This window comes from Pseudoxanthomonas sp. z9 (assembly GCF_006542425.1).
In the GTDB taxonomy this organism is placed as follows: Bacteria; Pseudomonadota; Gammaproteobacteria; order Xanthomonadales; family Xanthomonadaceae; genus Pseudoxanthomonas_A.
In genome coordinates this window covers 313,819-335,608 of record NZ_VFID01000007.1, presented here as the reverse complement: position 1 = coordinate 335,608, position 21,790 = coordinate 313,819, and the positions used below count along the sequence as shown (strand labels likewise).

The 21,790-nt window shown below is 68.5% G+C and carries 13 protein-coding genes; 10 read left to right on the top strand and 3 right to left on the bottom strand.

All coding sequences use genetic code 11. The features are described 5' to 3' along the window. Positions 1-54: 54 nt before the first annotated feature. A complete protein-coding gene (locus tag FG323_RS08600) occupies positions 55-441 on the top strand; it encodes a hypothetical protein (protein ID WP_141454109.1) in 387 nt (128 codons plus the stop codon). A gap of 36 nt (positions 442-477) precedes the next feature. Here the strand turns inward: FG323_RS08600 and FG323_RS08595 are convergent, their stop codons facing one another. Further along, the gene (locus FG323_RS08595) at positions 478-1,041 is read right to left on the bottom strand and encodes a cytochrome b (protein ID WP_141454108.1); all 564 of its coding nucleotides are present in this window, start codon (positions 1,039-1,041) and stop codon (positions 478-480) included. Further along, entirely contained in the window at positions 1,038-2,135 is a 1,098-nt protein-coding gene (locus FG323_RS08590; protein WP_141454107.1) for a catalase family peroxidase, read from the bottom strand. The genes FG323_RS08595 and FG323_RS08590 overlap by 4 nt, the downstream gene beginning before the upstream one ends. Positions 2,136-2,272: 137 nt before the next feature. Here FG323_RS08590 and FG323_RS08585 point away from each other — a divergent pair, with 137 nt between their 5' ends. From FG323_RS08585 to FG323_RS08570, 4 genes are all read left to right on the top strand, one after another. Further along, complete coding sequence (locus tag FG323_RS08585; RefSeq protein ID WP_141454106.1) at positions 2,273-2,782, top strand: RNA polymerase sigma factor; 510 nt, start codon at positions 2,273-2,275, stop codon at positions 2,780-2,782. Then, complete coding sequence (locus FG323_RS08580) at positions 2,779-3,522, top strand: anti-sigma factor (RefSeq protein WP_141454105.1); 744 nt, start codon at positions 2,779-2,781, stop codon at positions 3,520-3,522. The genes FG323_RS08585 and FG323_RS08580 overlap by 4 nt, the downstream gene beginning before the upstream one ends. A gap of 793 nt (positions 3,523-4,315) precedes the next feature. Further along, the gene (locus FG323_RS08575; RefSeq protein WP_141454104.1) at positions 4,316-4,945 is read left to right on the top strand and encodes an NAD(P)H-dependent oxidoreductase; all 630 of its coding nucleotides are present in this window, start codon (positions 4,316-4,318) and stop codon (positions 4,943-4,945) included. A 287-nt stretch (positions 4,946-5,232) separates the two neighbouring features. Next, positions 5,233-5,643 (top strand): CBS domain-containing protein, encoded by a 411-nt coding sequence (locus FG323_RS08570; protein ID WP_141454103.1) that lies wholly within the window; start codon positions 5,233-5,235, stop codon positions 5,641-5,643. A gap of 25 nt (positions 5,644-5,668) precedes the next feature. On the opposite strand, the gene FG323_RS08565 is transcribed toward FG323_RS08570, so the two are convergent. Then, positions 5,669-6,088 (bottom strand): hypothetical protein, encoded by a 420-nt coding sequence (locus FG323_RS08565; RefSeq protein ID WP_141454102.1) that lies wholly within the window; start codon positions 6,086-6,088, stop codon positions 5,669-5,671. A gap of 389 nt (positions 6,089-6,477) precedes the next feature. Between FG323_RS08565 and FG323_RS08560 the strand changes: the two genes are divergently transcribed. From FG323_RS08560 to FG323_RS08540, 5 genes are all read left to right on the top strand, one after another. Next, positions 6,478-7,143 (top strand): secretin and TonB N-terminal domain-containing protein, encoded by a 666-nt coding sequence (locus FG323_RS08560; protein WP_181444135.1) that lies wholly within the window; start codon positions 6,478-6,480, stop codon positions 7,141-7,143. Then, complete coding sequence (locus tag FG323_RS08555; protein ID WP_141454100.1) at positions 7,140-7,646, top strand: RNA polymerase sigma factor; 507 nt, start codon at positions 7,140-7,142, stop codon at positions 7,644-7,646. The genes FG323_RS08560 and FG323_RS08555 overlap by 4 nt, the downstream gene beginning before the upstream one ends. A gap of 139 nt (positions 7,647-7,785) precedes the next feature. After that, on the top strand, positions 7,786-8,772 hold the full coding sequence (locus FG323_RS08550; protein ID WP_141454099.1) for a FecR domain-containing protein: 987 nt from the start codon (positions 7,786-7,788) through the stop codon (positions 8,770-8,772). 155 nt (positions 8,773-8,927) lie between these two features. Then, entirely contained in the window at positions 8,928-21,173 is a 12,246-nt protein-coding gene (locus FG323_RS08545) for a filamentous haemagglutinin family protein (RefSeq protein ID WP_141454098.1), read from the top strand. A 186-nt stretch (positions 21,174-21,359) separates the two neighbouring features. Beyond that, entirely contained in the window at positions 21,360-21,695 is a 336-nt protein-coding gene (locus FG323_RS08540) for a hypothetical protein (protein WP_141454097.1), read from the top strand. Positions 21,696-21,790 lie beyond the last annotated feature (95 nt).

Below are 21,790 nucleotides of genomic sequence, written 5' to 3'. Positions count from 1 at the left end.
TTCCAAGGCTTGATGAAAATGACAGAAAAAATCACAGCGGCATGTGCTCTCTTTGTGAGCATCCTGCTCGCCATCACCCCCGCGCACGCCGCCGACAAGTCCCTCGAAGGCGCCTGGGAACTCCAGGGCGGCGAGTACGTCACCGAGGACGGGCAGACGAAGACCTACGCGGAAATGAAGTTCAACGGACAGAAGGTGCTGGCTGATGGCCGGTTCTCCTTCACCATGCAGTCCGGTGACAAGTTCTGGGCGGGTGGGGCTGGCCGGTACGCGGCTGAAGAGGGCCAGTACACCGAGACGCTGATGCAGCGTTCCTTTCCCGCGGAGGACAGTGGCGTGTATTCGTTCCGTTATCGCGTGGACGGCGACGTCTGGCGATTGGAGCGATGGAAGGACGGAAAGCGGGTCGAGTTCGAGGAGTGGAAGAAGGTCCGGCCCTGATGGAGGGCGGCGTTTCGCCGCCTCCATGAGGTTGCATCACCTGTCGCCGCCCGGTTCTGTCGGAGCTTGTTTGCGCGTTCCCGCCATGCTGGCGAACACGCCGTCACGGCGCACCCAGGCGTGGTACAGCGCCGCCGAGAGATGCAGCAGCACGGTGGCGAACAGCAGGCGGGCGCCCCAGCCGTGGGCGTCGCGCAGCCAGGCGTAGATGGCGGGATCCGGTGCCAGCAACGGGGGCAACTGCACGCCGCCGAACAGCACGATCGGATAACTGCCCGCCGACAGCATGGCCCAGCCGACCAGCGGCATCGCCAGCATCAGCGCGTACAGCAGCCAGTGCGAGGCGAGCGCGGCGGTGGCTTGCCAGCGCGGCAGATCCGCCGGCAGCGGCGGCGGACGATGGCGCAGGCGATGCACCAGCCGCCAGATCGCCAGCACCAGGATGGCCGCGCCGAGTGGGCGGTGCAGCGCGATCAGCCAGGGCCGCTGCGAGACCGAAGCGACCATCGCCACGCCGATGAACAGCATCGCCAGGATCATCAGTGCCATGGTCCAGTGCAGCACGCGCGCGATCAGGTCGAAGGACGCCGGGCGGTTCATCGGGCACCTCCCTTGCCGCTGGCTTCGGGCGCCTGGCCGCGGCCGATTTCGCGTTCACGTCGATTGAACGACTGCGAGTACACCGCCGAGCGCGCCGCCAGGATCGGATCGTCCGAGCCACGGATGCCGGTCGGCAGGATCAGCGGGTCGTAGTTGATGTCGCGGCAGGCGCCGGTGGCCTGCGGTTCCGCGCCGGTCAACGAGAGGGTGCCGGCGATCACTTCCCGTCGGTTTTCGGGCCAGGGCTGAGAAGGATCATTCACCGGGTCCCCCGGTTCGGCGAGGGTCAGCATGAGATCCCATTGCAGCGGTCCCTGTGCCAGTCGCTGTGCAAGATCCTCAGCGAGGAAATCGGCATCGGCCTGCTTGCGTTGTTGCGGGCTCAGTGGCGCGAACGGCAGGTGCGGGCGCATCGACCAGCGCACCGCGTGTTCGCTGCCGTCTTCGGCGATGAAGCGGAATGCGTTGACGCCGTTGTACTGGGTGTTGCCCCAACTGTTCGACCACGGCGCCGACTTGGCCCAGGCCTGGAACTTGCGCGCTTCCGGATAGCGTTCGACGAAGGCGGCCATGCGCGCGGGATCCGGTTTGCCGGTGGCCGGGTCCGGGCGCGAGGCGAGTGTCTGCGCGTGGAAACCTTCCGGCGTGGCGACCACGAAGAACGGGAAGCTGTTCATCGCCGTGCGCCACTGCTGGCCATCGTCGGTGCGCAGCAGCAACGCCATGCTGCGCACGCGCGCCTGCGCGTCGGCGCCGTGCGGATCGCCGCCGCCGATCGACATGCGGCCCAGCACCGGCGTCTCCGCCTGGCGGAACACCCGCGCCGACGACAGCGCGGCGGCCTGCCCGGAACTGCGGAATACACCGGTCACGCAGACGCCCTTGGCGTGGGCGCGACGGAAGCCCGGGTGGGGCGATCCGCCGGCTTCGATCGCGTTGGTCATGGCAGGCGCGGTCAGGCGGGAGGCGCCGCCCAGCCAGCCGGCGGTCCAGGCGAACGCGGCGGCCAGTGCGGCGGCGATCGCGCCGATGGCCAGCAGCGGCCACCAGCGACGGGCGGTGGCCCGGGGAGGCGGTGGGGAAGGACTTTGCACGGCGGGCTCCTGGCGATGGGACTGGGGATCAGACGCCGCGGGTGGCGGATTTATTCCCGAATCTTTTTGCGGAGACGGATGGAATAATCCGGGCCTCGGGTGCGTCTTACCCCACGACCCGTTCCGAAACGATGACGATGGATGCTTCCGACGACCCGCGCCTGAGCGCGCTCCTGCCCCGGCTGCGGCGCTTCGCGCGCTCGCTGGCCGGCGATGGCGCGGACGACATCGTGCAGGCGGCGCTGGAACGCGCGTTGCGGCGCTGGGATTCGCGCCGGGACGAGGAGGCATTGCAGGCGTGGTTGTTCGCGATCGTCTACCGGCAGTTCGTCACCGAGCACCGGCGCGCGCGGCGCTGGCAGCGGGTGCTGGAGCTGTTCGGCGCCGAGGCCGTCGAGCCGGTGCCTTCGCCCGAACGCATCCACGAAGGGCAGGCAATGCTGGCCGCGTTCGCGCGGCTGCCGCCGGACCACCGTGCGCTGTTGCTGCTGGTCAGCGTGGAAGGTTTCAGTTATCGCGAGGCGGCGGACATGCTGGGTCTGCCCATCGGCACGGTGATGTCGCGGTTGTCGCGCGCGCGTGAACGGCTACGCGCGCTGGCCGACGACGGTGCCGCATCGCCCCGCACCCTGAGGGTACTCAAATGAACCGCTGGTCTCCCACCGAAGAAGAACTGCACGCCTATGTCGACGGGCGGCTGGCGCAGGAACGGCACGAGGCGGTGCGGCAATGGCTGCGCGAGCATCCCGAACAGGAGGCCAGGGTCGGTGGGTGGAAGCGCGACGCCGAGACGCTGCGCGCGGGCTGGGCGCGTGATCTGGAGGCGTCGGTGCCGCTGGCACTCCAGCCGCACCGGTTGCGCGCCGGTGTGCGCCGCCAGCGACGTGCGCGGCTGGGCATGGCTGCCGGTTGCCTGCTGGCGTTGGGCGTGGGTGGCATGGCGGGCTGGCAGTGGCGCGATGCGCGGTTGGCCAGCGAGCAGTTGCCGATGGCCGATGCGGTGTCGGCGTATCGCCTGTTTGCCGCCGCCGGTGAAGGCGATGATGCCGATGGCGTCGCGCCGGAGACGATGCGGAACTGGTTGCAGGCGCATTTCGGAGCTGCCGGCGAAGTACCGGATCTGCGTGCGCAGGGATTCCGCCTGCACGCGGGTCGGTTGTTGTCCACGCCGGAGGGCGCCGCTGCCATGCTGGTGTATGAGGACGCGGATGGCGCGCGCATCGGCCTGTACCTGCGTCCGCGCACACCGCGCAACGTGACCGGCGAGCGTCGCGACGGCCGCCTGCTGGCGCAGTACTGGGCCGAGGGCGACACGGCGTTCGCATTGGTGGGGCCGGCCACGCAGTTGCGGATGCGCGAGATTGCGCCGCTGTTGCGTGGTGGGTGAAGTTTGGGTTGGGGGCTTGCGCCAAAAGCAAATCCCCCTCAATCCCCCTTTTTCAAAGGGGGAGGTAAAAAGCGGCGTGGTCGTGGAGAGCGCATGCTCTTCAGCCCCCTTCGAAGAAGGGGGCGGGCAGCCGCGAAGCGGGTGACGGGGGATTTGCTTTTGGCGCCAAGAGCAAATCCCCCTCAATCCCCCTTTTTCAAAGGGGGAGGTAAAAAGCGGCGTGGTCGTGGAGAGCGCATGCTCTTCAGCCCCCTTCGAAGAAGGGGGCGGGCAGCCGCGAAGCGGGTGACGGGGGATTTGCTTTTTGCGCCAAGAGCAAATCCCCCTCAATCCCCCTTTTAAAAAGGGGGAGGTAAAAAAGCGGCGTGGTCGTGGAGATCGCATGCTCTTCCGCCCCCTTCGGAGAAGGGGGCGGGCGCCCGCGAAGCGGGTGACGGGGGATTTGCTTTTTGCGCCAAGAGCAAATCCCCCTCAATCCCCCTTTTAAAAAGGGGGAGGTAAAAAAGCGGCGTGGTCGTGGAGACCGCATGCTCTTCAGCCCCCTTCGAAGAAGGGGGCGGGCGCCCGCGAAGCGGGTGACGGGGGATTTGCTTTTTGCGCCAAGAGCAAATCCCCCTCAATCCCCCTTTAAAAAAGGGGGAGATAAAAAGCGGCGTGGTCGTGGAGATCGCATGCTCTTCATCCCTCCGCAGAAGTGGGCAGGCACCTCAAAGTGCGTACTTGTGCGGTGGCGAGCCGGTTCCCGAGAATGCCGCTCCCCACTCGGTGCGGCGAGCCGCACAAGGATGCTTCCATGGCCCACGTGCTCCACGTCAGCGCCTCGCCCGGCGGCGAGGATTCCCGTTCGCTCGCCCTTGCCGACGCCTTCCTCGATGCCTGGCGGCAGGCGCATCCCGCGGACACGCACGAGACGGCGGATGTCTGGAACCTCGAACTCCCCGAGTTCGACGCGTCGATGATCGCCGCCAAGTTCGCTGTGCTGCGCGCGCAGGACGCCGCGGCCGAGCAAGAGGCACAGTGGGACCGCGCGGTGCGCGTCTCGCGGCAGTTCAATCGCGCCGACGTGTACGTGTTCAGTCTGCCGATGTGGAACTATGGTCTTCCCTACCGGCTCAAGCACTACATCGATATCGTGACCCTGCCTGGGCAGAACTGGCGCTGGTCGCGCGACGAAGGCTACCAGCCGCTGCTGTCCGGCAAGCGCGCTTTCCTGATGTATTCCAGCGCCGGCGATTTCTCGGAAGGCGCCACGCCCCAGTACCAGGATTTCCAGAAGCCGTACATGCACCAGTGGCTTCGCTTTCTCGGCATCGAAGTGGCCGGCGAGGTGGCGCTGGCGCCCACGTTGACGAACCCGGACAAGCTGATGCGGATACGCGCGGATGCCATCGCGCGGGCCAGGTCGCTTGCCGCCCGGTCATGAACCGGGCGCAAGCGGGCGCGTGGCCACGGGCTATTCCTCTTCTTCCTCCGCGGGCTCGCGGTCGCGGCGGGGATCGGGTTGCGGGGCGGGATCTTCGCGCCCGGCCAGCAGGCGGGACAGCGGATTCGTTTTCATGGAAAGGCTCCGGTGATGCGCGGTGGTGCGCGCGCAGCAACGCTGCGCCGGACGCCATGAAAATCCCGTGACCTGAGGGCGCCCCATGCCTCATGTTCTCGTAACCGCGTGCTGCCTACGGTGGTCAGGTCCGCAACGACAGGAGAGATCCGATGATCATCGAAGAGATCATGACCCGCGACGTGGCCACCATCCGTCCGGAGCAATCCCTGCTGGACGCCGCCGAGCTCATGCGCAGCCGCGACGTGGGAAGCCTGCCCGTGCACGAGAACGATCGCCTGATTGGCATGATCACCGACCGCGACATCGTGGTGCGCGGCCTGACCGACAACGACGTCGCCGGCAAGACCGTGCGCGACGTGATGTCCGAGGACGTGATGTATTGCCGCGCGGGCGATCAAGTTGAATCGGTCGCCACCAACATGGCCGATCTGGAGATGCGCCGGCTGCCGGTGGTGGACGATCACAAGCGGTTGGTCGGCATCGTGTCGCTGGCCAACATGATGCATTCCAAGCGTTCTGCCGCGCAGACGATGGGACGCGGCGTCGCGACGCCGCATTGAAAGTTGCCTCCGGGACTGGCGAGCGTCAGCGGCGCAGGCCGCCCAGCACGCTTTCCAGGTTGAAGGCCAGGACTTCCTGGTCCGGGCCGGACGGCGCGAGTTCGGCCCGGGCCGCGGCGCGCATGAAATCGTCACTGACGTTGTAGGCGCCACCCACGGCTTCCACGTGGGCGGCGAACCGATCGTCGTGCGCGGCGCGGCCGAGCAGTTCGTTGAACGCCAGCACGCGCAGGATCAGCGAGTTGCGCTGATCGAAGTCGAGATTCCAGCGTTCCACCTCGCCGACGAAGAGATCACTGGCCTCCTCCACGCGCATGCGCACGCCGGCCCCGTCGAGCGGCGTCTGCAAGGCGGACTGGAAAGCCGCCAGTGCCTGGCCCAGCTGATCCTCGCGAACGGGAGGAAAACGGGGCGCGTCGTCATTCAAGGGGGAGTGGCCGGTCACTGCATGCACCACCAGGCACCCAACACCAGCGCGAGCAGCGAGACCAGGCCGAACAGGCTGAGGGCGAAAAAACGGATCCTGCGAAGAGAATGATGGGCCACGGGCAGTTCCAGTAAGGAAGCTGCACGGAGGCTCCAGGGACACGGCGGGGGCACCGAGTGCGCATGCACCCTAGCACCCGTGGCGTTAATGCGGTGCATGCGGGGTCTCCGGCCACCCCGTAAGGGGAATCTGACGCTTCAGCAACACTCCCGACGGCGGACACCAAAGCGTCATATTGGTTACCTAGGATGGCCCGAGGCAGGTATCGAACCTTGGGTCCAGAGAAGGTCAAACGCACCGGAAAGGTGACCCTTGCGCCTGCCCTGATCCTTTCGGGAGTACTGGCGATGGCTGCGGCTACGGCTTCGTTGGCGCAAGGACGCGTTGCGCCTTGTGACGTGCAGGAAGAACCGGTTCCCGAACGGTCGGCGTCTTCCTGCGCGGGTGGCGAATTCGATTTCGATATCGGCCCGCAGTCATTGGATCGCGCCATCGAGGCCTTCGGCGACGCGACCGGTCAATCGGTCATCTACGACAGCAGCCTGACCGCCGGCGTGGTTTCGCCCGGCGTGCGCGGGCGTTCCAGCGCGACCGATGCGCTCGCGCGGATCCTGCAGGGCAGCGGCCTGCGGACGCGCCAGGTGGGACAGGGTGCGCTGGTGCTGACCCGCGATCCGGAAGCCACGGCGGTGCCCGCGCGCGATCCGGCCTGGTATTACGGCGAGATCCAGCATCGCCTGGGCGAGGCGTTCTGCCGTCGAAGCGAACTGGCCGAAGGGCGGCATCGTCTTGCCCTGCAACTGTGGTTTGCCGCCGACGGCACCGTCGCGCGCTCCCGCCTGCTGGAATCCACCGGCGATGCGGCGGTCGATGCGGCGGTGCGCGAGGCGATGGACGGGCTGACATTGGGGGCACCGGTGCCGGCGCAGGTGGCGCAGCCGTTCACTTTGCTGGTGCTGCCGCGCGCGGCCGGCTACGGATGGGCCTGTCCGGCGCCCGGGACACGGCCATGAGCGCGGTGGAAGCGGCGGCGGGCCTGCAGCAGTTCCTGGTGCTGCGTTATCACGAACTCAAGCGGCGGCTGGTGCAACGTCTGGGATCGGACGAGGTGGCCAGCGACGCGCTGCAGGAAACCTGGTTGCGCCTGTCCACGCGGCGGGTGGCCGACACCGTGTCCGACCCGTGGCATTACGTCTTCCGGATGGCGGTGAACGCATCGATCGATCTGCATCGCTCCGCCAACCGGCAGCTCAGTGCGCGCGAAGTGGACGAGCTGCTGGAACTGGCCGACCCGGCGCCCGGTCCGGCCGATGCGGCGGCCTCGCAGGCCGAACTGGAAGCCCTGGTCCGGGTGATGCGGGAAATCCCGGAGCGCCGCCGCAACATCCTGCTGGCGGTGCGCGTGCAGCAGCTGACCCAGCCCGAAGTGGCGCGCCGGATGGGCATTTCCCTGCGCCTGGTCGAACTGGAACTGCAGAAAGCCCAGGCCCATTGCGCGGCCCGGTTGGGCCGTTGACGCGCACGACGGGAAGCATCCCGGATCACGCCGGGGACGCCCGCCATGCGGGATTGGCCATCCAGATCGGTCTATTGTCTGACAGGCACCGTTGGCCATCCCGGCCAGGGCGGTCCGCCGGGTGCGGGCAAAGCGCGGCATGACATTCTCGAACGACGACAAACCGAAAAAGCGGCTGAGACACGAGGCGGATGCCTGGGTACGGTTGCTGGCGTCGGGCCGGGCAACCGAAGAGGACGCGCGCGCGTTGCAACGCTGGCGCGCGCAAGGACCGATGCACCGGGCCGCGTTCGAGGATGCCAAGCGACTGTGGCGCGATTTCGGGCCTGCCGGCGAGCGCCTGATCGCGCAGGCCGCCGCCAATGCCGCTCGGACGACGGGGCCGCGCATGAACCGGCGGATGTTCCTCGGCGGCATGGCCGCGGCGGCGTCGGTGGCCGGCGTGGCGTTGCTGGCGGAACACCCGCTGCTGGGCGGCTGGACGCCGATATCGGAGTGGGGTGCGGACTACCGCACCGCCACCGGTGAACAGCGCACGGTGCGCCTGCGCGAGGATGTGGTGCTGGCGATGAACACGCAGACCAGCATCGAGGTGCAGCGCCAGGACGGCAGGATCGACGGGATGACGCTGCTGGCGGGCGAGGCGGCGATCGATGCGATGACCGCGACCGGCGGACTGTTCCGGATTTCGTCCGGCGCCGGGAGGATCACCGCGGAACTGCCAGCCAGGCTGGAAGTGCGCCGCGTCGGCGAGCGTACCTGTGTCACCTGCCTGCGCGGCAGGGTGGCGGTGCAATGGGGCGACCAGCAGCGCACGCTGGCCGCGCGCTACCAGGTGGACTATGGCGAAAACGGACTGGAAGCGGTGCGCGCGATCGAACCGGAACAGGTGTCCGCCTGGCGTGACGGTGTCATCGTGTTCCGCAACACGCCACTGCCGGACGCCATCAACGAGATCAACCGCTACCGTCGCGGGCGGGTGATGCTGATGGACAAGGCACTGGAAGGGCGGTCGGTCAGCGGCCGCTTCCCGATCACCCGGATGGATCTCGCGATCACGCAGATCCAGCAGGCCTTCTCGGCCCGCGTGACCTCGCTGCCCGGCGATATCGTCCTGCTCGGTTGAGTCGGGTTGCGCCGAGCGCCATGCCGCTCCGTTCGCGCTGACGCGCCGGCAGGCGCATTCAGGAACCTTGACGTTCACCCTCGCGTACACGTCGGACGCATCGGAGCTTTGCGGGTTCGTCCGACAACGAGCGTCGTGAAGAAGGAAAGCCATCGATGGCACACGCCATCGTCCCCCTCTCCACGGAGCGTCCCGCAGTGCCCAAGCAAGCGATTGCCCCTTCACGTCCCGCGTTCCGTACGCATCCGCTTTCGCGCGCGATCGGCCTGCTCCTGCTTGCCGGCGGTGGCATGGATGCCGCCCTGGCGCAACAGGCGTTCAGTTCGGCCTGGTTCGCCAACAAGGCCGCGGTGCAGGGCGCGGTGGGTTCCACCGGCCGCCTGCCCAACGGCGCGCCCGCGCCGCTGCGTCCGACCGGGCCGCAGCAGCAATCCCAGGCCGCGCGTGATCGCCTGCAGCAGTCGATCAACAACCTGGGTGTCGCCGCGCAGGCCATCGCGCTGCGCCAGGCCTTGCAGCAGCAGGCGCGGCAGGCCGCGCTGGCGCGCCCGTCCGACGTGCCCGATGGCCTGGGCGAGGGCGGCCTGAAGATCGACGAGGACGCGCTGACCCGCGGCTGGCACAACGCCAAGGATCCGACCCAGCAAGTGGCCGACGGAAAGACCACCGTCACCATAGAACAGACCGGTAGCAAGGCGATCCTCAACTGGGAAACCTTCAACGTCGGCCGCAACACCACGGTGAAGTACGACCAGCAGGCCGACTGGGCGGTACTCAACCGGGTGAACGATCCGCTGGCGCGGCCTTCGCAGATCCAGGGACAGATCGAAGGCGCCGGCACCGTGCTGGTGCTCAATCGCAATGGCGTGGTGTTCGACGGCAGTTCGCAGGTCAACGTGCGCAACCTGGTGGCGGCGGCGGCGCAGATGAGCGACACGCAGTTCCTCGGCAACGGACTGTATGGCGCCAACGGCGCACCGAGTTTCACCGATGCCGGCGGCGCGGTGAAGGTCGAGGCCGGCGCGCTGATCCGCACCCGCGAACCGCAGTCGGTCACCCAGGGCGGTGGATATGTGCTGCTGCTGGGCGGTGAGGTCGACAACGCCGGGCAGATCCTCACCCGCAAGGGGCAGACACAGCTCGCCGCCGGCGACAGTTTCGTCATCCGCAAGGGCGCCGGCACCGAGGGCAACCAGGCGTCGACCACGCGCGGAAATGAAGTCGCCGCCCTGCGCGACGCGGCTTCCACCCATACGGGCCGGGTCGTCAACACCGGCCTCATCCAGGCGCGCGAAGGCGATGTCACGCTTGCCGGCCATGACGTGCGGCAGGAGGGCGTCGCGATCGCGACCACCACCGTCAACGCGCGCGGCACCGTGCACCTGCTCAATTCGGCGGGCGACGCCGAAGGTTCGGTGACGCTGGGCGAAGGTGCGTTGACCGCGGTGCTGCTGGAGGACGATGGCAAGACCACGGCGCTGGACAGCCAGCGCGATGCGCTGATTGCCGAATCGGAAAAGCTGGACGCGTTGCGGATGCAGACCGACCCCGGCGCGTTCGACAACTATTCGCGACTGTCGGATCGCCGCGACCAGTCGCGGGTGGAGATCGTCTCCGGCGGCGACGTGAACTTCAAAGGCGATTCGCTGACGCTCGCCACCGGCGGCCAGATCGCGGTCACCGCCGGCAATCGTGCCCAGGCCGAGGCGGGCGCGCGGCTGGACGTGTCCGGCGCGGTTGGCGTGAAGGTGGCGATGGAAAGCAACACCGTGCAGGTCAACGTGCAGGGCAACGAATTGCGCGACTCGCCGCACAACCGCGATGGCGGCAAGCTGCTGAACAGCACGATCTGGGTCGATCGCCGCGATCTGGTGCTGGTACCCGCCGGTACCGGCGGCTACGCCTCGGATCGCTGGTACGCCGCCGGCGGCCTGCTGGAGGTCAGCGGCTGGCTCAACAACCAGGGCCACGGCATCGGCGAGTGGGCCGCGCAGGGCGGCACGATCACCCTGGGCGGCAAGGAGGTGATCACCCGCGCCGGATCGCAGATCAACCTGTCCGGCGGCGCGCTGGACGTGCAGACCGGCTACGTGCAGCAGACCTGGCTGCGCGACGGCGAGGGCCGGCTGCATACGCTGCAGGATGCGCCGACGGAGTTGATCTACGCCGGCGTCTACCAGGGCTACGAGGTGGATCACGAGCGCTGGGGCGTGCAGGACGCCTACCTCAATCCGATCATCGCGCCGCGCCAGCGGCTGGAGAACGGCTACACCGTCGGCCGCGATGCCGGTCGCCTGATCGTGGACGCGCCCACCGTCGTGCTCGAAGGCGACATCGAGGCCAAGGTGTTCGAGGGCGAGCGGCAGACCCGCGCGCGCGACGCCGTGGACGGCTACCGGCAGGCGCAGAGCGCGGTGGCGCGTTCCGGCGAACTGATCATCGGGCGGGTCAATACGCGCGGGTTCGATGCGCCGCATGCCAGCCGGGTGGTGATCGGCGATTTCGACGATGTCGCGACGGGCGGGCCGGACGCCGCGCTGCCGGAGGATCGCATCGGCACCGTGCTGCTGGACGCGGACCGGTTGAACCGCAGCGGCCTGGGCGGCCTGACCCTGACCAGCGCCGATGCCATCCACATCAATGCCGATCTGTCGCTGGCCGACGGTGGCGTGCTGGATCTGTCGGCGGCCGAAATCGCCATCAACGCCGATGTCACCGCCCGCAGCGGCAACGTGAGGGCCGACAACGTGGTGGAGGTGGCCACGGTTGCCGAGCCAGCGTCCACCTTCCTGTTGCGCGAGGACGGCAGCGCGGACTTCACTCTGGGCACCGGTGCGACCCTGGACCTGTCGGGCACCTGGCACAACGGCCTGCTCGACGGCGCCGGCGCGGTCTCGCTGGCGCATATCGACGGTGGTGCGCTGTCGGTGCGGATGGTGGCGGGCTCCATTCGCCTGGAACAGGACAGCCGCGTCGATCTGCGCTCGGGCGCGGCCCTGCATGGCGACGGCAAACTGAGCGGCGGTCGTGGCGGCGACCTGAGCCTGATCGCCAATGATGATCGCGTCGCGGTCACCGGTGAGGGTGTGCTGGATCGCCCGGGGCGCGAGCTGGTGCTGGATGGCGAGATCCTGGCCGCGGGCATGGCCGGCGGTGGCACCCTGACCCTGCAGGCGCCCACGCCGGTGGTGTTCGGTACGGATGCGGTGCTGGAAAGCGGCGTGCTGGAACCGGGCACGCGCCTGCCGGCCGATGTGGTGCTGGGTGAAGCGGTGACGATCGGGATCGGCGGACGCCTGCCGGTCGATGCCTCCGCATCGGTGACCACGGTGGTTCCGGATCGGCCGTTGCCGGCGGTGACGGTGGATACCGGCACGCAACCGGAAGTGGTGCTGGCCGGCGAGTGGACGGTGCCCGAGAACGTGTGGGTGAACGTGGACGGCAACTGGCTGACCGGCGGCACCGTGCTGCCGGCCGGTACGCGCATGCAGTTCCTGGCCAACACGACGATTCCGGCGGGCACGGTGTTCCCTTCGTCGGTGTTCCCGCAGGGGTTCGCGGTGTTTCCCTATGTGCTGACCATGCAGGCCGGCGAGATCGCGCCGGTCGCGGTGACCGTGCCGGCGGGGCAACTGCTGCCGCGCGGTACCTGGTTCGATCAGGCGATCGCTTTCGACCCCGCGCTGAAGCTCGACGCCGGACTGCTGCGCAGCGGTTTTGCCGACTACCGCATCGGCAGCCGGGCCGGGCTGGTGGTGTCGGAAGGCACGGAACTGGCCGCCGAAATGCCGCTGTTGCGCCCGACTGCCGACGCATTCCTGCGTCCCTCGGACAGCGCGCTGTCCGAAGTATTGGCGGCATGGACGCCACCGGTGGTGGCGGAAGATCCGACCGCGGGCCGGCTGCGCCTGCGCGCCGGCGCGGACGTGTCGCTGCATGGCGCTTCGCTGGAGGTTGGCGAGGGTGCGCATATCCGCGTCGATCCCGGCCACCGCGTGTGCCTGGCGGCCGCGCGTCAATTGGTGATGGATGGAACCATCACCGCGCCCGGCGGCGAGATCTCGCTGCTGAGCGCGCCCATCGGCGTGTCCGGCAATCTGGCCGCGGGCGGAACCGGCGTGTCGCTGTGGGTGGGCGAGAACGGCGTGCTCGATGTCGCGGGCCGTGCCTGGACCGCGCGCGACGCGGCGGGTCGGCGCTACGGCCTGGCTCAGGATGGCGGCGCCATCCGCATCGGCCTGGAGGAATATGGCATCAACGTGAAGGACGTCCCCGACACCTCGCGCGCGATGGTGGTGATCCGCGAGGGCGCGCGGCTCGATGCTTCCGGCGCGGCCGCCACGGTGGATCTGGCGGAAGGACTGCCGGCACTCGCACGTCCGATCACGCTGGCCGGCGACGGCGGCCTGATCCAGTTGGGATCGCAGGCCGGCATCCTGAACGATGGCGAACTGCGCGCGTCCGCCGGCGGCGCGGGCGCGGCCGGCGGTCAACTGAACCTTATTCTGGAAAACCGCGAAGGCAACGGGCACGAGGGGGTGCGAACGCTGACCGTGAGCCAGGCGCGGGTGCGCAGCGGGCTGGCCGACGATGCGATGGCGGGCGATGCGTTCGCGCCGGAGGACTACCTGGGTGCGCGCATCAGCGCCGAACAGATCGAAGCCGGCGGGTTCGGCACGCTGGATCTGTGGAGCCGCGACGTGATCTCCTTCGAGGGCGATGTCGACCTGGCGCTCAGCCAGCGACTGGCGCTGCGCCGCGGGTTGTTGTCGGTGGCCGAAGGCACGCCCGAGGCACGGGTGACGCTGTCGGCGCCGCATGTGCTGCTGGTGGGCAAGGTCGACATCCCGGTGACGGCACCGGATGTTCCCAAGCCGGGATTGGTCAACACCATCGGCAGTGCGTATCGCGACTATTCCCCCGGATCGCGCAATGACGCGGCGCTGACCATCCAGGCGAACCTGATCGATGTGCGGGACGCGGTGCAGTTCGGCGGCGCCGGCCAGGTCTTCCTGGAAACCGCACCGAACAGCTGGACGCCGGAGGCCGTGGATCGCTTCGGTTTCGATCAGGTCAACCTGGTCAGCCAGGGCGATCTGCGTTTCGGCGATGGCCTGCTGTATACGGGCGGCGATCTGAACCTGACCGCGCGCCAGATCTATCCGACGACCCATGCCAGCGCGGAGGTGGCGGCCGGCGTCAGTTTCGACAACACCGGCAAGCACTTCGATCCCGGGCGCACACTGACCATCCGTGGCCTGGGCGATACGCCCGAAGCGCCCTTCTCGGTATTCGGATCGCTCGCCCTGCGCGCGGCCAACATCGATCAGGGGGGCGTGGTGCGCGCACCGCTGGGCCGCATCGTGTTCGGTGGCACGCCGGATCCCGATACCTTCCTGGCCGACCAGCAGTTCCATGTCCTGCTGCGTGAGGGCAGCCTGACCTCCACCAGCGCGGCCGGCCTGCGCATGCCCTACGGCGGCACGGCGGATGGACTGCGCTACCTCTACAACGGCCAGGTGGTGGAATTCGACGACCTCGCCGCCCTGGATGGGGACGGCAATGACAGCGCCAGCAGCGGGACGGTCGATGCGATCGAGCGCGGCGTGCTGATGGGCCAGGTGACGCTCACCGCGGAGGCCGGTTCGGTCATCGATGTGTCCGGAGGTGGCGAACTGACCGGCGCCGGCTTCTTCACCGGTCGCGGCGGCTCGGTCGACATCCTGCGCACGCCGCTGGCCAATGCCAATCCGGCGAACGGCTTCAGCGATCCCGATGCCGAGGTGTACGCCATCGTGCCGTCGATGCCGGGCCAGTATGCGCCGGTCTCGCCCGACGCCGGCGCGGGTGCGCCGCGGGTCGGCCAGCAGATCACTTTGACCGAGGCGGTCGGCGGACTGCCGGCGGGCACCTACACGTTGATGCCCTCGACCTATGCGCTGTTGCCGGGCGCGTTCCGGGTGGAGCTGGCCGGAGGCGCGAGCCGCGAAGCCGCCGCGGTGACGATGCCGGGCGGAACCTTCCGCGCCAGCGCCTACCTGGGCATCGCCAACACCAACGTGCGCGATGTCCTGCCGACCACGGTGACGCTGATGTCCGGCGAAACGGTGCGCCGGTTCTCGCAGTACAACGAAACCAGCTACGCCGATTTCGCCATCGCCGAGGCCGCGCGTTTCGGCACGCGCCGCCCGCGCCTGGAGCGCGACGCGCAGAGCCTGCACCTGGACTTCGCCCGCGCCGTCGGCGAGGCGATGGACTTCAAGGGCCAGGTGCGGATGGCCGGCGAAGATGATGGCGCGGACGGCAACCTGTTCCTGACTTCGCTCGGCGCGCTGGAAATCAAGCAAGCCGGCCAGGCCGCGACCGAGGGTTTCTCTTCCGTAAACAGCGAGGACCTGGCCGGTATCCAGGCCGGCATCCTGACCGTGGGCGGCACGTTCTCGCTGGTCGAAGCCACGGCCGCTCCCAGCCAGGGCAGTTTCGCGCTGGGTCCCCGCGTGGTGTTCGAGAGCGGCAAGGGCACGGTGGCGGTACGCGATGGCGCGCAACTGCGCGCGGATCAGGTTTTCCTCACCAGCGGCGAGCAGGTGCTGGTGGAAGGCGGCGCGACGCTCGAAGCGCGCGCCACCGACGGCCTGTTGCTGGATTCCAGTCGTGGCTACGTGTTCTCCGACAGCGCCAATGGCGAACAGGCGATCGGCGGCGCGGTGCTGGCGGTGTCCGCCGGCGACGTGCGCTTCACCCCGCCGACCGGCGCCAACGCGGACGCGGGCATCAACCCCAACGCCATCCGCATCGGCGACGGCGCGGTGCTGCGGTCGCCGGGCACGCTGGCGTTCTCCACCAACGGCGAACTGGCACTGGGCGATGCGCAATACAACGCGCGCTACTTCGCGCTCACCGCGCCGAGCCTGCACATCGGCACCGATGCCGCCTTCGCGCGGGCCGAGGAAGCCGGCGCGATCGGCGATGGCGTGCGCCTGTCGCAGACGCTGTTGGAGCGCCTGATACATCCGTCAGCTGGCCAGCAGGCGGTGGAACGGGTGTCGTTGAGCGCGGGCAATTCGATCAATCTGTTCGGCGAGGTCGATTTCGATCTCGGCCGCGCCAGTGGCGACGCGGACACCCAATTGTGGCTGGAAACACCGGCGCTGTACGGCTGGGGCGAGGCGGACGAAACCGCGCGGATCGCCGCCGGCACCGTGGTCTGGAATGGCCTTGCCTCGGGCTTGGGCACGCCGGCGAGCCCTTACGTCAGTGCGGCGCCCGGTGCGGTAGTGGCCGGCGGTGCGGGTACCGGAGCGGGTCGGCTGAGCATCGAGGCAGAGCGCATCGAATTCGGCTATGCGCCCTATGCGCGCGGCCAGGACCAGGTTGAACTGGATCGGCTGGCGCTGGGTTTCGCCGGCGTGGATCTGCGCGCCAGCGAACGCATCACCGCCAACCATCGCGGCACGCTGTCGGTGTACGCCAGCGGCACCGACGCCGACAGCTATGCCGGCGGCGACCTGCATCTGTCCACGCCGGTGTTGACCGGCGCGGCGGGCTCGTTCATGGCCTATCGCACGGGTGGCGCGCTGACCGTGGACGCGCCGGCCGGCGCGCCGGCCTACGATCGCGCGGGCTTCAACGAACTGGGCGCGGAAGTGCGCCTGTCCGGCCAGCGCGTCAACGTCGATACCGCGGTGGCGCTGCCGAGCGGCCGGCTGGTGCTGGAAGCGGAGGACGGCATCGCCCTGGGCGAACGCTCCATGCTGGATCTGGCCGGCCGCACGCTGAACTTCTTCGACGCGCAGCGGCACAGCTGGGGCGGCGATCTGGTGATGGAGGCGGAGAACGGCGCGATCACCCAGGCCGCCGGTTCGCGGATCGACGTGTCCGCGCAGGGCAACGACGCCGGCACGATCCGTATCACCGCCACCGGCGCGGAAGGCCGGGTGGCGCTGGATGGCCAACTGTTCGGCGGCAGCGATGGTGCTTATCTGAGCGGCGGGATCGATGTGCGTGCGCATGTGCTGCCGGATTTCGCCGGCCTGAACGCGCGCCTCAACACGGGCGGGTTCTTCGAGGCACGTGGTTTTTCGATCGGTACCGGCGATCTGGTGATTGGCGACGAGGTGCGCGCCCGCCAGGTATCGATTGCCGCCAATGGCGGCAGCCTGACCGTGAACGGACGCATCGACGCCAGCGGCGCGCAGCCGGGCGACATCCGCCTGGCCGCGCGCGCTGACCTGGTGCTGGCATCGACGGCGATGCTCGATGCGCACGGCACGCAGTTGCAGCTGGATGGCCACGGCGCGGTGATCGACGCGTCCAACCGGGGCCATGTCGAACTCACCAGCGCGGCGGGCCGGGTGTCGTTGGAGGACGGTGCGCGGATTGACCTGGGCACGCCGGACGGCATCGCCCGCGGACAACTGGATATCAACGCGCCGCGGCTGGGCGCCGACGACGTGGCGGTGGATGCCGCGAGCGGCGTGGATATCCGTGGCGCAGCGAGCATCGCGGTCAATGCGTTCCGCGGATACGTCGCCGAGGACGGCACGGTGGATCAGGCGCGCCTGGATGCCATCCATGCCGACAGCGTGGCGTTCATCGATGCGGCGCTCGGCAACGAAGCGCTGGCGGCGCGCCTGCAGGGCCTGTCCAGCCATGGGGATGCATTCCACCTGCGCCCCGGCGTGGAAATCCGCAGCGGGACCGCCGAGGGTGATCTGACGGTCACCGGCGATATCGATTTCTCCGGCTACCGCTATGGACCGGATGCGGATCCCGCGTTGCGTGGCAGCGGCGAGCCTGGCGTGGTGGTGCTGCGTGCCGGCGGCGATCTGCGGGTCAACGGCAGCATCAGCGATGGTTTCGCGCCACCGCCGGTCACCCCGGACGACGATGGTTTCTCGCGACTGCGGATGCTGCTGGCCGGCGGGCAGGCGACGGAGGGCGAGATCAGCTTCGAAGCGCCGTTCAATCCCGACTTCGGTGATTTCTGGTTCCTGTTTCCTGGCGCCATGACCGGAGCGGACCTGCCTGTCGTGGAATCGGGCTGGGTCACCGACGGATTGGGGGCGTACTACGGGCCGGGTGATCAGATTCCCGGCATGCTCTACGGCACCATCACCCTCGGCGCCGGTACCCGCCTGACCGCGGTCGACCCGGTCAATGCCGACATCGCGTTGCAGGAACAGGTCGAGCGCCGCAACTGGGCGGCGGCGCCGATGCTGGAAGGCGGCATGCAGTCCTGGTCGATGCGGCTGGTCGGTGGCGCGGATCTCGCCGCGGCCGACAGCCGCACGCTGGCCGCCGCCTCGCGACTGGGCGGACGTGGCGACGTCATCCTCGACGGACCGGGCAAGGTCGGCCCGTTGCGCCAGCAGTCCGCGCTTTCGGTCATCCGCACCGGTACCGGCGATCTGGAGGTGCTTGCCGGCGGCGACTACGTGCAGAAATCCCTGTTCGGCGTGTACACCGCCGGTACCCAGGTCGCCGGTGCGGAGGCCTGGGATCAGGAGCGCGCGCGGCTGGCCGACGGCACCGTGCTGGGCGTCGGCAACGAAGCCTATGAGGCCACCCTGGCCGCGCGCCGGATGTACTTCACCACCGGCGGTGGCGATCTTCAGCTGTCCGCGCAGGGCGATGTGCGCGGTTTTACCGAAATGACGCAGAACACCAGCGGCGATATCGGCAACTGGCTATGGCGCCAGGGGGGCGAGGAACTGGGACAGCCGACCGCCTGGGGCGTGAATTTCGGCCAGTATGTGTACAACCCGAACTCGTTCGCACTGGAGTTTGCCGGTTTCGCCGGCATCGGCAGCCTCGGTGGCGGCAATGTCAGCGTGAGCGCGGGCGAAGACATGGGTTCGACCGTGAACAGCACGGGTTCGCTGACCAGCAATGACGCCTTGTCGATCGTGGTGGGATCCAGCGGGCGCGTCGAGGCACAGGGGCGAGTCTTGCAGGACGGTGGCGGTCGGCTGAGCGTGAGCGCCGGTGGCCGTATCAACACCGGCCTGAATGATCCTGCCACTACGCTCGTCACCGGAGCGGTGACCGGGCTGGTGGCGAACCTGCGCGGCGACGCCAGCGTGCGTGCCGGCGCCATCGGACAATCGCTGGTCAACGGTTACGGCGTCAATCGAACGGGTGATCCGCGTGCCGTGGATGTCCAGATGCCCTCCACCTACTTCGATTACTCACCGCTGACGGTGGCCGTCGGCGACGGCCGAATGCAGGTGAACACACGTGGCGGCATGCAGGTCACCACCGGCACGGATGCCGGCCGGGTTGCACTGAATGGCGGGGCTACCCGCGTCGCGGGCGAAACCGGCGATGGCAGTGCGGTCGCGTCCTTCAGCTTGTGGACCGAACATAGTGGGCTGGAACTGTTCGCGGCGGGTGGAAACCTGCTCCAGTCCAATGCAGCTCTTGCCACGAATGAGTTTGTGGTGCAGTACGACGCCGGGCGTTTCAGTGCGACCGCCGCGGGAGGCTCCCTTGTGCTGGAGCGCCTGCTGCTCGCGCCTTCGCATGAGGGCTCGCTGGATCTGCTGGCGCGCGATCACGTGATCGGCCGTGCGGCGATGTCGAGCGCGGCACCCGATGGCATGGCAACGCCGGACCGGCCCCTGTGGGTGCTGGATATGCAGGGCCTGATCACCAGCAACGCGCGCGAGGGGGCGGAAGCATCGCTGGATGGTGGGACACTGTACAACTCCACCAGCGGCGCACTTTTGTTCGCGTTCGCGCCGGACACCGCCAGTGATCTGCATCAAGGCAAAGCGCCGTCCTTCCGGATCTACGCACTGACCGGCGACATCGACGCCGACATCGGTCGCATTCATCAGAGCCTGGATCACACCCGGACCTACTACGTCGCCGCCGGACCGGCCCGGCTGCGGGCCGGGCGGGACATCCTGGCCGGCAGCCATGTGCTGCTCAACAACGATGCCAACGACGTGTCGCTGGTGCGCGCGGGACGCGACATCCTCAACACCAGTTTCCGCATCGCCGGACCCGGCCTGCTGGACGTGGCGGCTGGGCGCAACATCTATCAGACGTCCGTCGACGATCCCGTCTCCAATCTGCCGGATCTGAATCTCGGCGTGTTCCGCAGCCTGGGCCCGGTGGTCGTCGGCGACGATCGGCCGGGCGCGGGCATCGTGCTGTCGGCGGGAATGGGGGCGAAGGGGCCGGACCTCGAAGGCTTCGCCGCGCGCTATCTGGATCCGGCCAATCTGGCGGACCCGGCGCGGCCGCTGGCGGATCAGCCGGACAAGGTGGTGCGCACCTACGAACGCGAACTGGTCGATTGGCTGCGCGAGCGCTTTGCCTACGAGGGCGATGCCGCCGGCGCGCTGGCCTGGTTCCAGGCCTTGCCGGTGGAGCAGCGCGGCATCTTCCTGCGCCAGGTCTACTTCGAGGAACTGCGTCTGGCCGGACGTGAATACAACAACCCTGACAGCCGCCGTTTCCAGAGCTACCTGCGCGGCCGTGATGCGATCGCCAGCTTCCTGCCGGGCATGGCCGAAGGGGATGATCCGGGCAGTTACCAGGGTTCGATCGTTTTCAGCGAAGGCGCCGGCGCGCATACCGACTTCGGAGGCGGCATCCAGGTGCTGGCGCCGGGAGGCGGATTGACCCTGGGCGTGGACGGCGTCTCGCCGCCGCCCACCACCGGCCTGTTGACCCAGGGCAACGGCGACATCGAGGCGTTCACCCGCGACAGCGTGCTGCTGGGCCTGTCGCGCGTGTTCACCACCTTCGGCGGCGGCATCACCCTGTGGTCGGCGCGCGGCGACATCAACGCCGGGCGCGGCGCCAAGACCACCGTGGTGTACACGCCACCCCGCGTGGTCTACGACGATCTCGGCAACGTCAGCCTGTCGCCGCAGGTGCCCAGTTCCGGCGCGGGCATCGCGACCCTGAATCCGATTCCGGAAGTGGCGCCGGGCGACATCGATCTGATTGCGCCGCTGGGTACCATCGACGCGGGTGAAGCCGGCATCCGCGTGTCCGGCAACGTCAACCTGGCCGCGCTGCGGGTGGTGAACGCCGACAATATCCAGGTGCAGGGCAAGGCGACCGGATTGCAGACCGCGGCGGCGGTGAACGTGGCGGCGCTCAGCACCGCCAGCGCGGCGGCGACCAATGCGGTGCAGGCCGCGCAGGACACCGTGCGCCGGCAGGCGCAGCAGTCGCGTCCCTCGATCATCAGCGTGCAGGTGCTCGGCTTCGGCGACAGTCCCGGCAGCAGCGTACCGTCGCCCCGGGTTTCTCCCGGCGCGGTGACGCAAACCGGCTACGACCCCGGCAACGCGTTCCAGGTGCTCGGCAACGGCGCGCTGGGCGAGGCGCAGCGCGCACGCCTGAACACCGCCGAGCGCAGCCGGCTGGATCAGCCCTAGCGATCAGTCCTGCATGGGCGTCAGGGACGATGCCCGCCGGACCACGCAGGGGAAATCCGCCGGAATGCGGACAGGATGCGGACAACACCACCCGGTGTCCGCGGGCGCATCGCAGCGAGACGCGGTGCATCGGACTTCATGGCAGAGGAGGCACATGCAGATGGACAGGCACGCACAGGGGGAATCATGAGTGACGCATTCGTGAGCGTTTACGAGTTCCGCAAGCGGCTCGAGCAGCACATGCTCCACGCCAGGCAGCCCATGGTGGTATCGCACGGCGGCATGCCGATTGGTTACTTCATTCCCGCCAAGGTCTGGCACGACCGCGCCACGGTCGAGGTATTCAACGAGCTCATCTCCGCCATCCTGGAGATGAGCGGATACGACGAGGCGGACGTCAAGGAAGCGATCGAGTCGTACAGCTCGGCGAATGCGGAGATCACCCGCGAGCGGATGCTGCGGCATCTGGCGCGCGTGCATCCGGAAGCGATGCAGAAGACGGGAAACATTGCGAAACGGTGACGGTGGGTTCACCGGAACGACACCGTAGTTTCTTCGCGCGGGAACAATGCGGGCGCAGGCTTGAACCTGCCGCCCGTGGTCACGGGCGGACAGGC

Bases quoted from the DNA above. Each gene is read 5' to 3' on its own strand.
- FG323_RS08595 (WP_141454108.1), bottom strand. From the start codon at position 1,041: ATGAACCGCCCGGCGTCCTTCGACCTGATCGCGCGCGTGCTGCACTGG.
- FG323_RS08585 (WP_141454106.1), top strand. From the start codon at position 2,273: ATGGATGCTTCCGACGACCCGCGCCTGAGCGCGCTCCTGCCCCGGCTG.
- FG323_RS08580 (WP_141454105.1), top strand. From the start codon at position 2,779: ATGAACCGCTGGTCTCCCACCGAAGAAGAACTGCACGCCTATGTCGAC.
- FG323_RS08575 (WP_141454104.1), top strand. From the start codon at position 4,316: ATGGCCCACGTGCTCCACGTCAGCGCCTCGCCCGGCGGCGAGGATTCC.
- FG323_RS08570 (WP_141454103.1), top strand. From the start codon at position 5,233: ATGATCATCGAAGAGATCATGACCCGCGACGTGGCCACCATCCGTCCG.
- FG323_RS08560 (WP_181444135.1), top strand. From the start codon at position 6,478: ATGGCTGCGGCTACGGCTTCGTTGGCGCAAGGACGCGTTGCGCCTTGT.
- FG323_RS08555 (WP_141454100.1), top strand. From the start codon at position 7,140: ATGAGCGCGGTGGAAGCGGCGGCGGGCCTGCAGCAGTTCCTGGTGCTG.
- FG323_RS08550 (WP_141454099.1), top strand. From the start codon at position 7,786: ATGACATTCTCGAACGACGACAAACCGAAAAAGCGGCTGAGACACGAG.
- FG323_RS08545 (WP_141454098.1), top strand. From the start codon at position 8,928: ATGGCACACGCCATCGTCCCCCTCTCCACGGAGCGTCCCGCAGTGCCC.
- FG323_RS08540 (WP_141454097.1), top strand. From the start codon at position 21,360: ATGAGTGACGCATTCGTGAGCGTTTACGAGTTCCGCAAGCGGCTCGAG.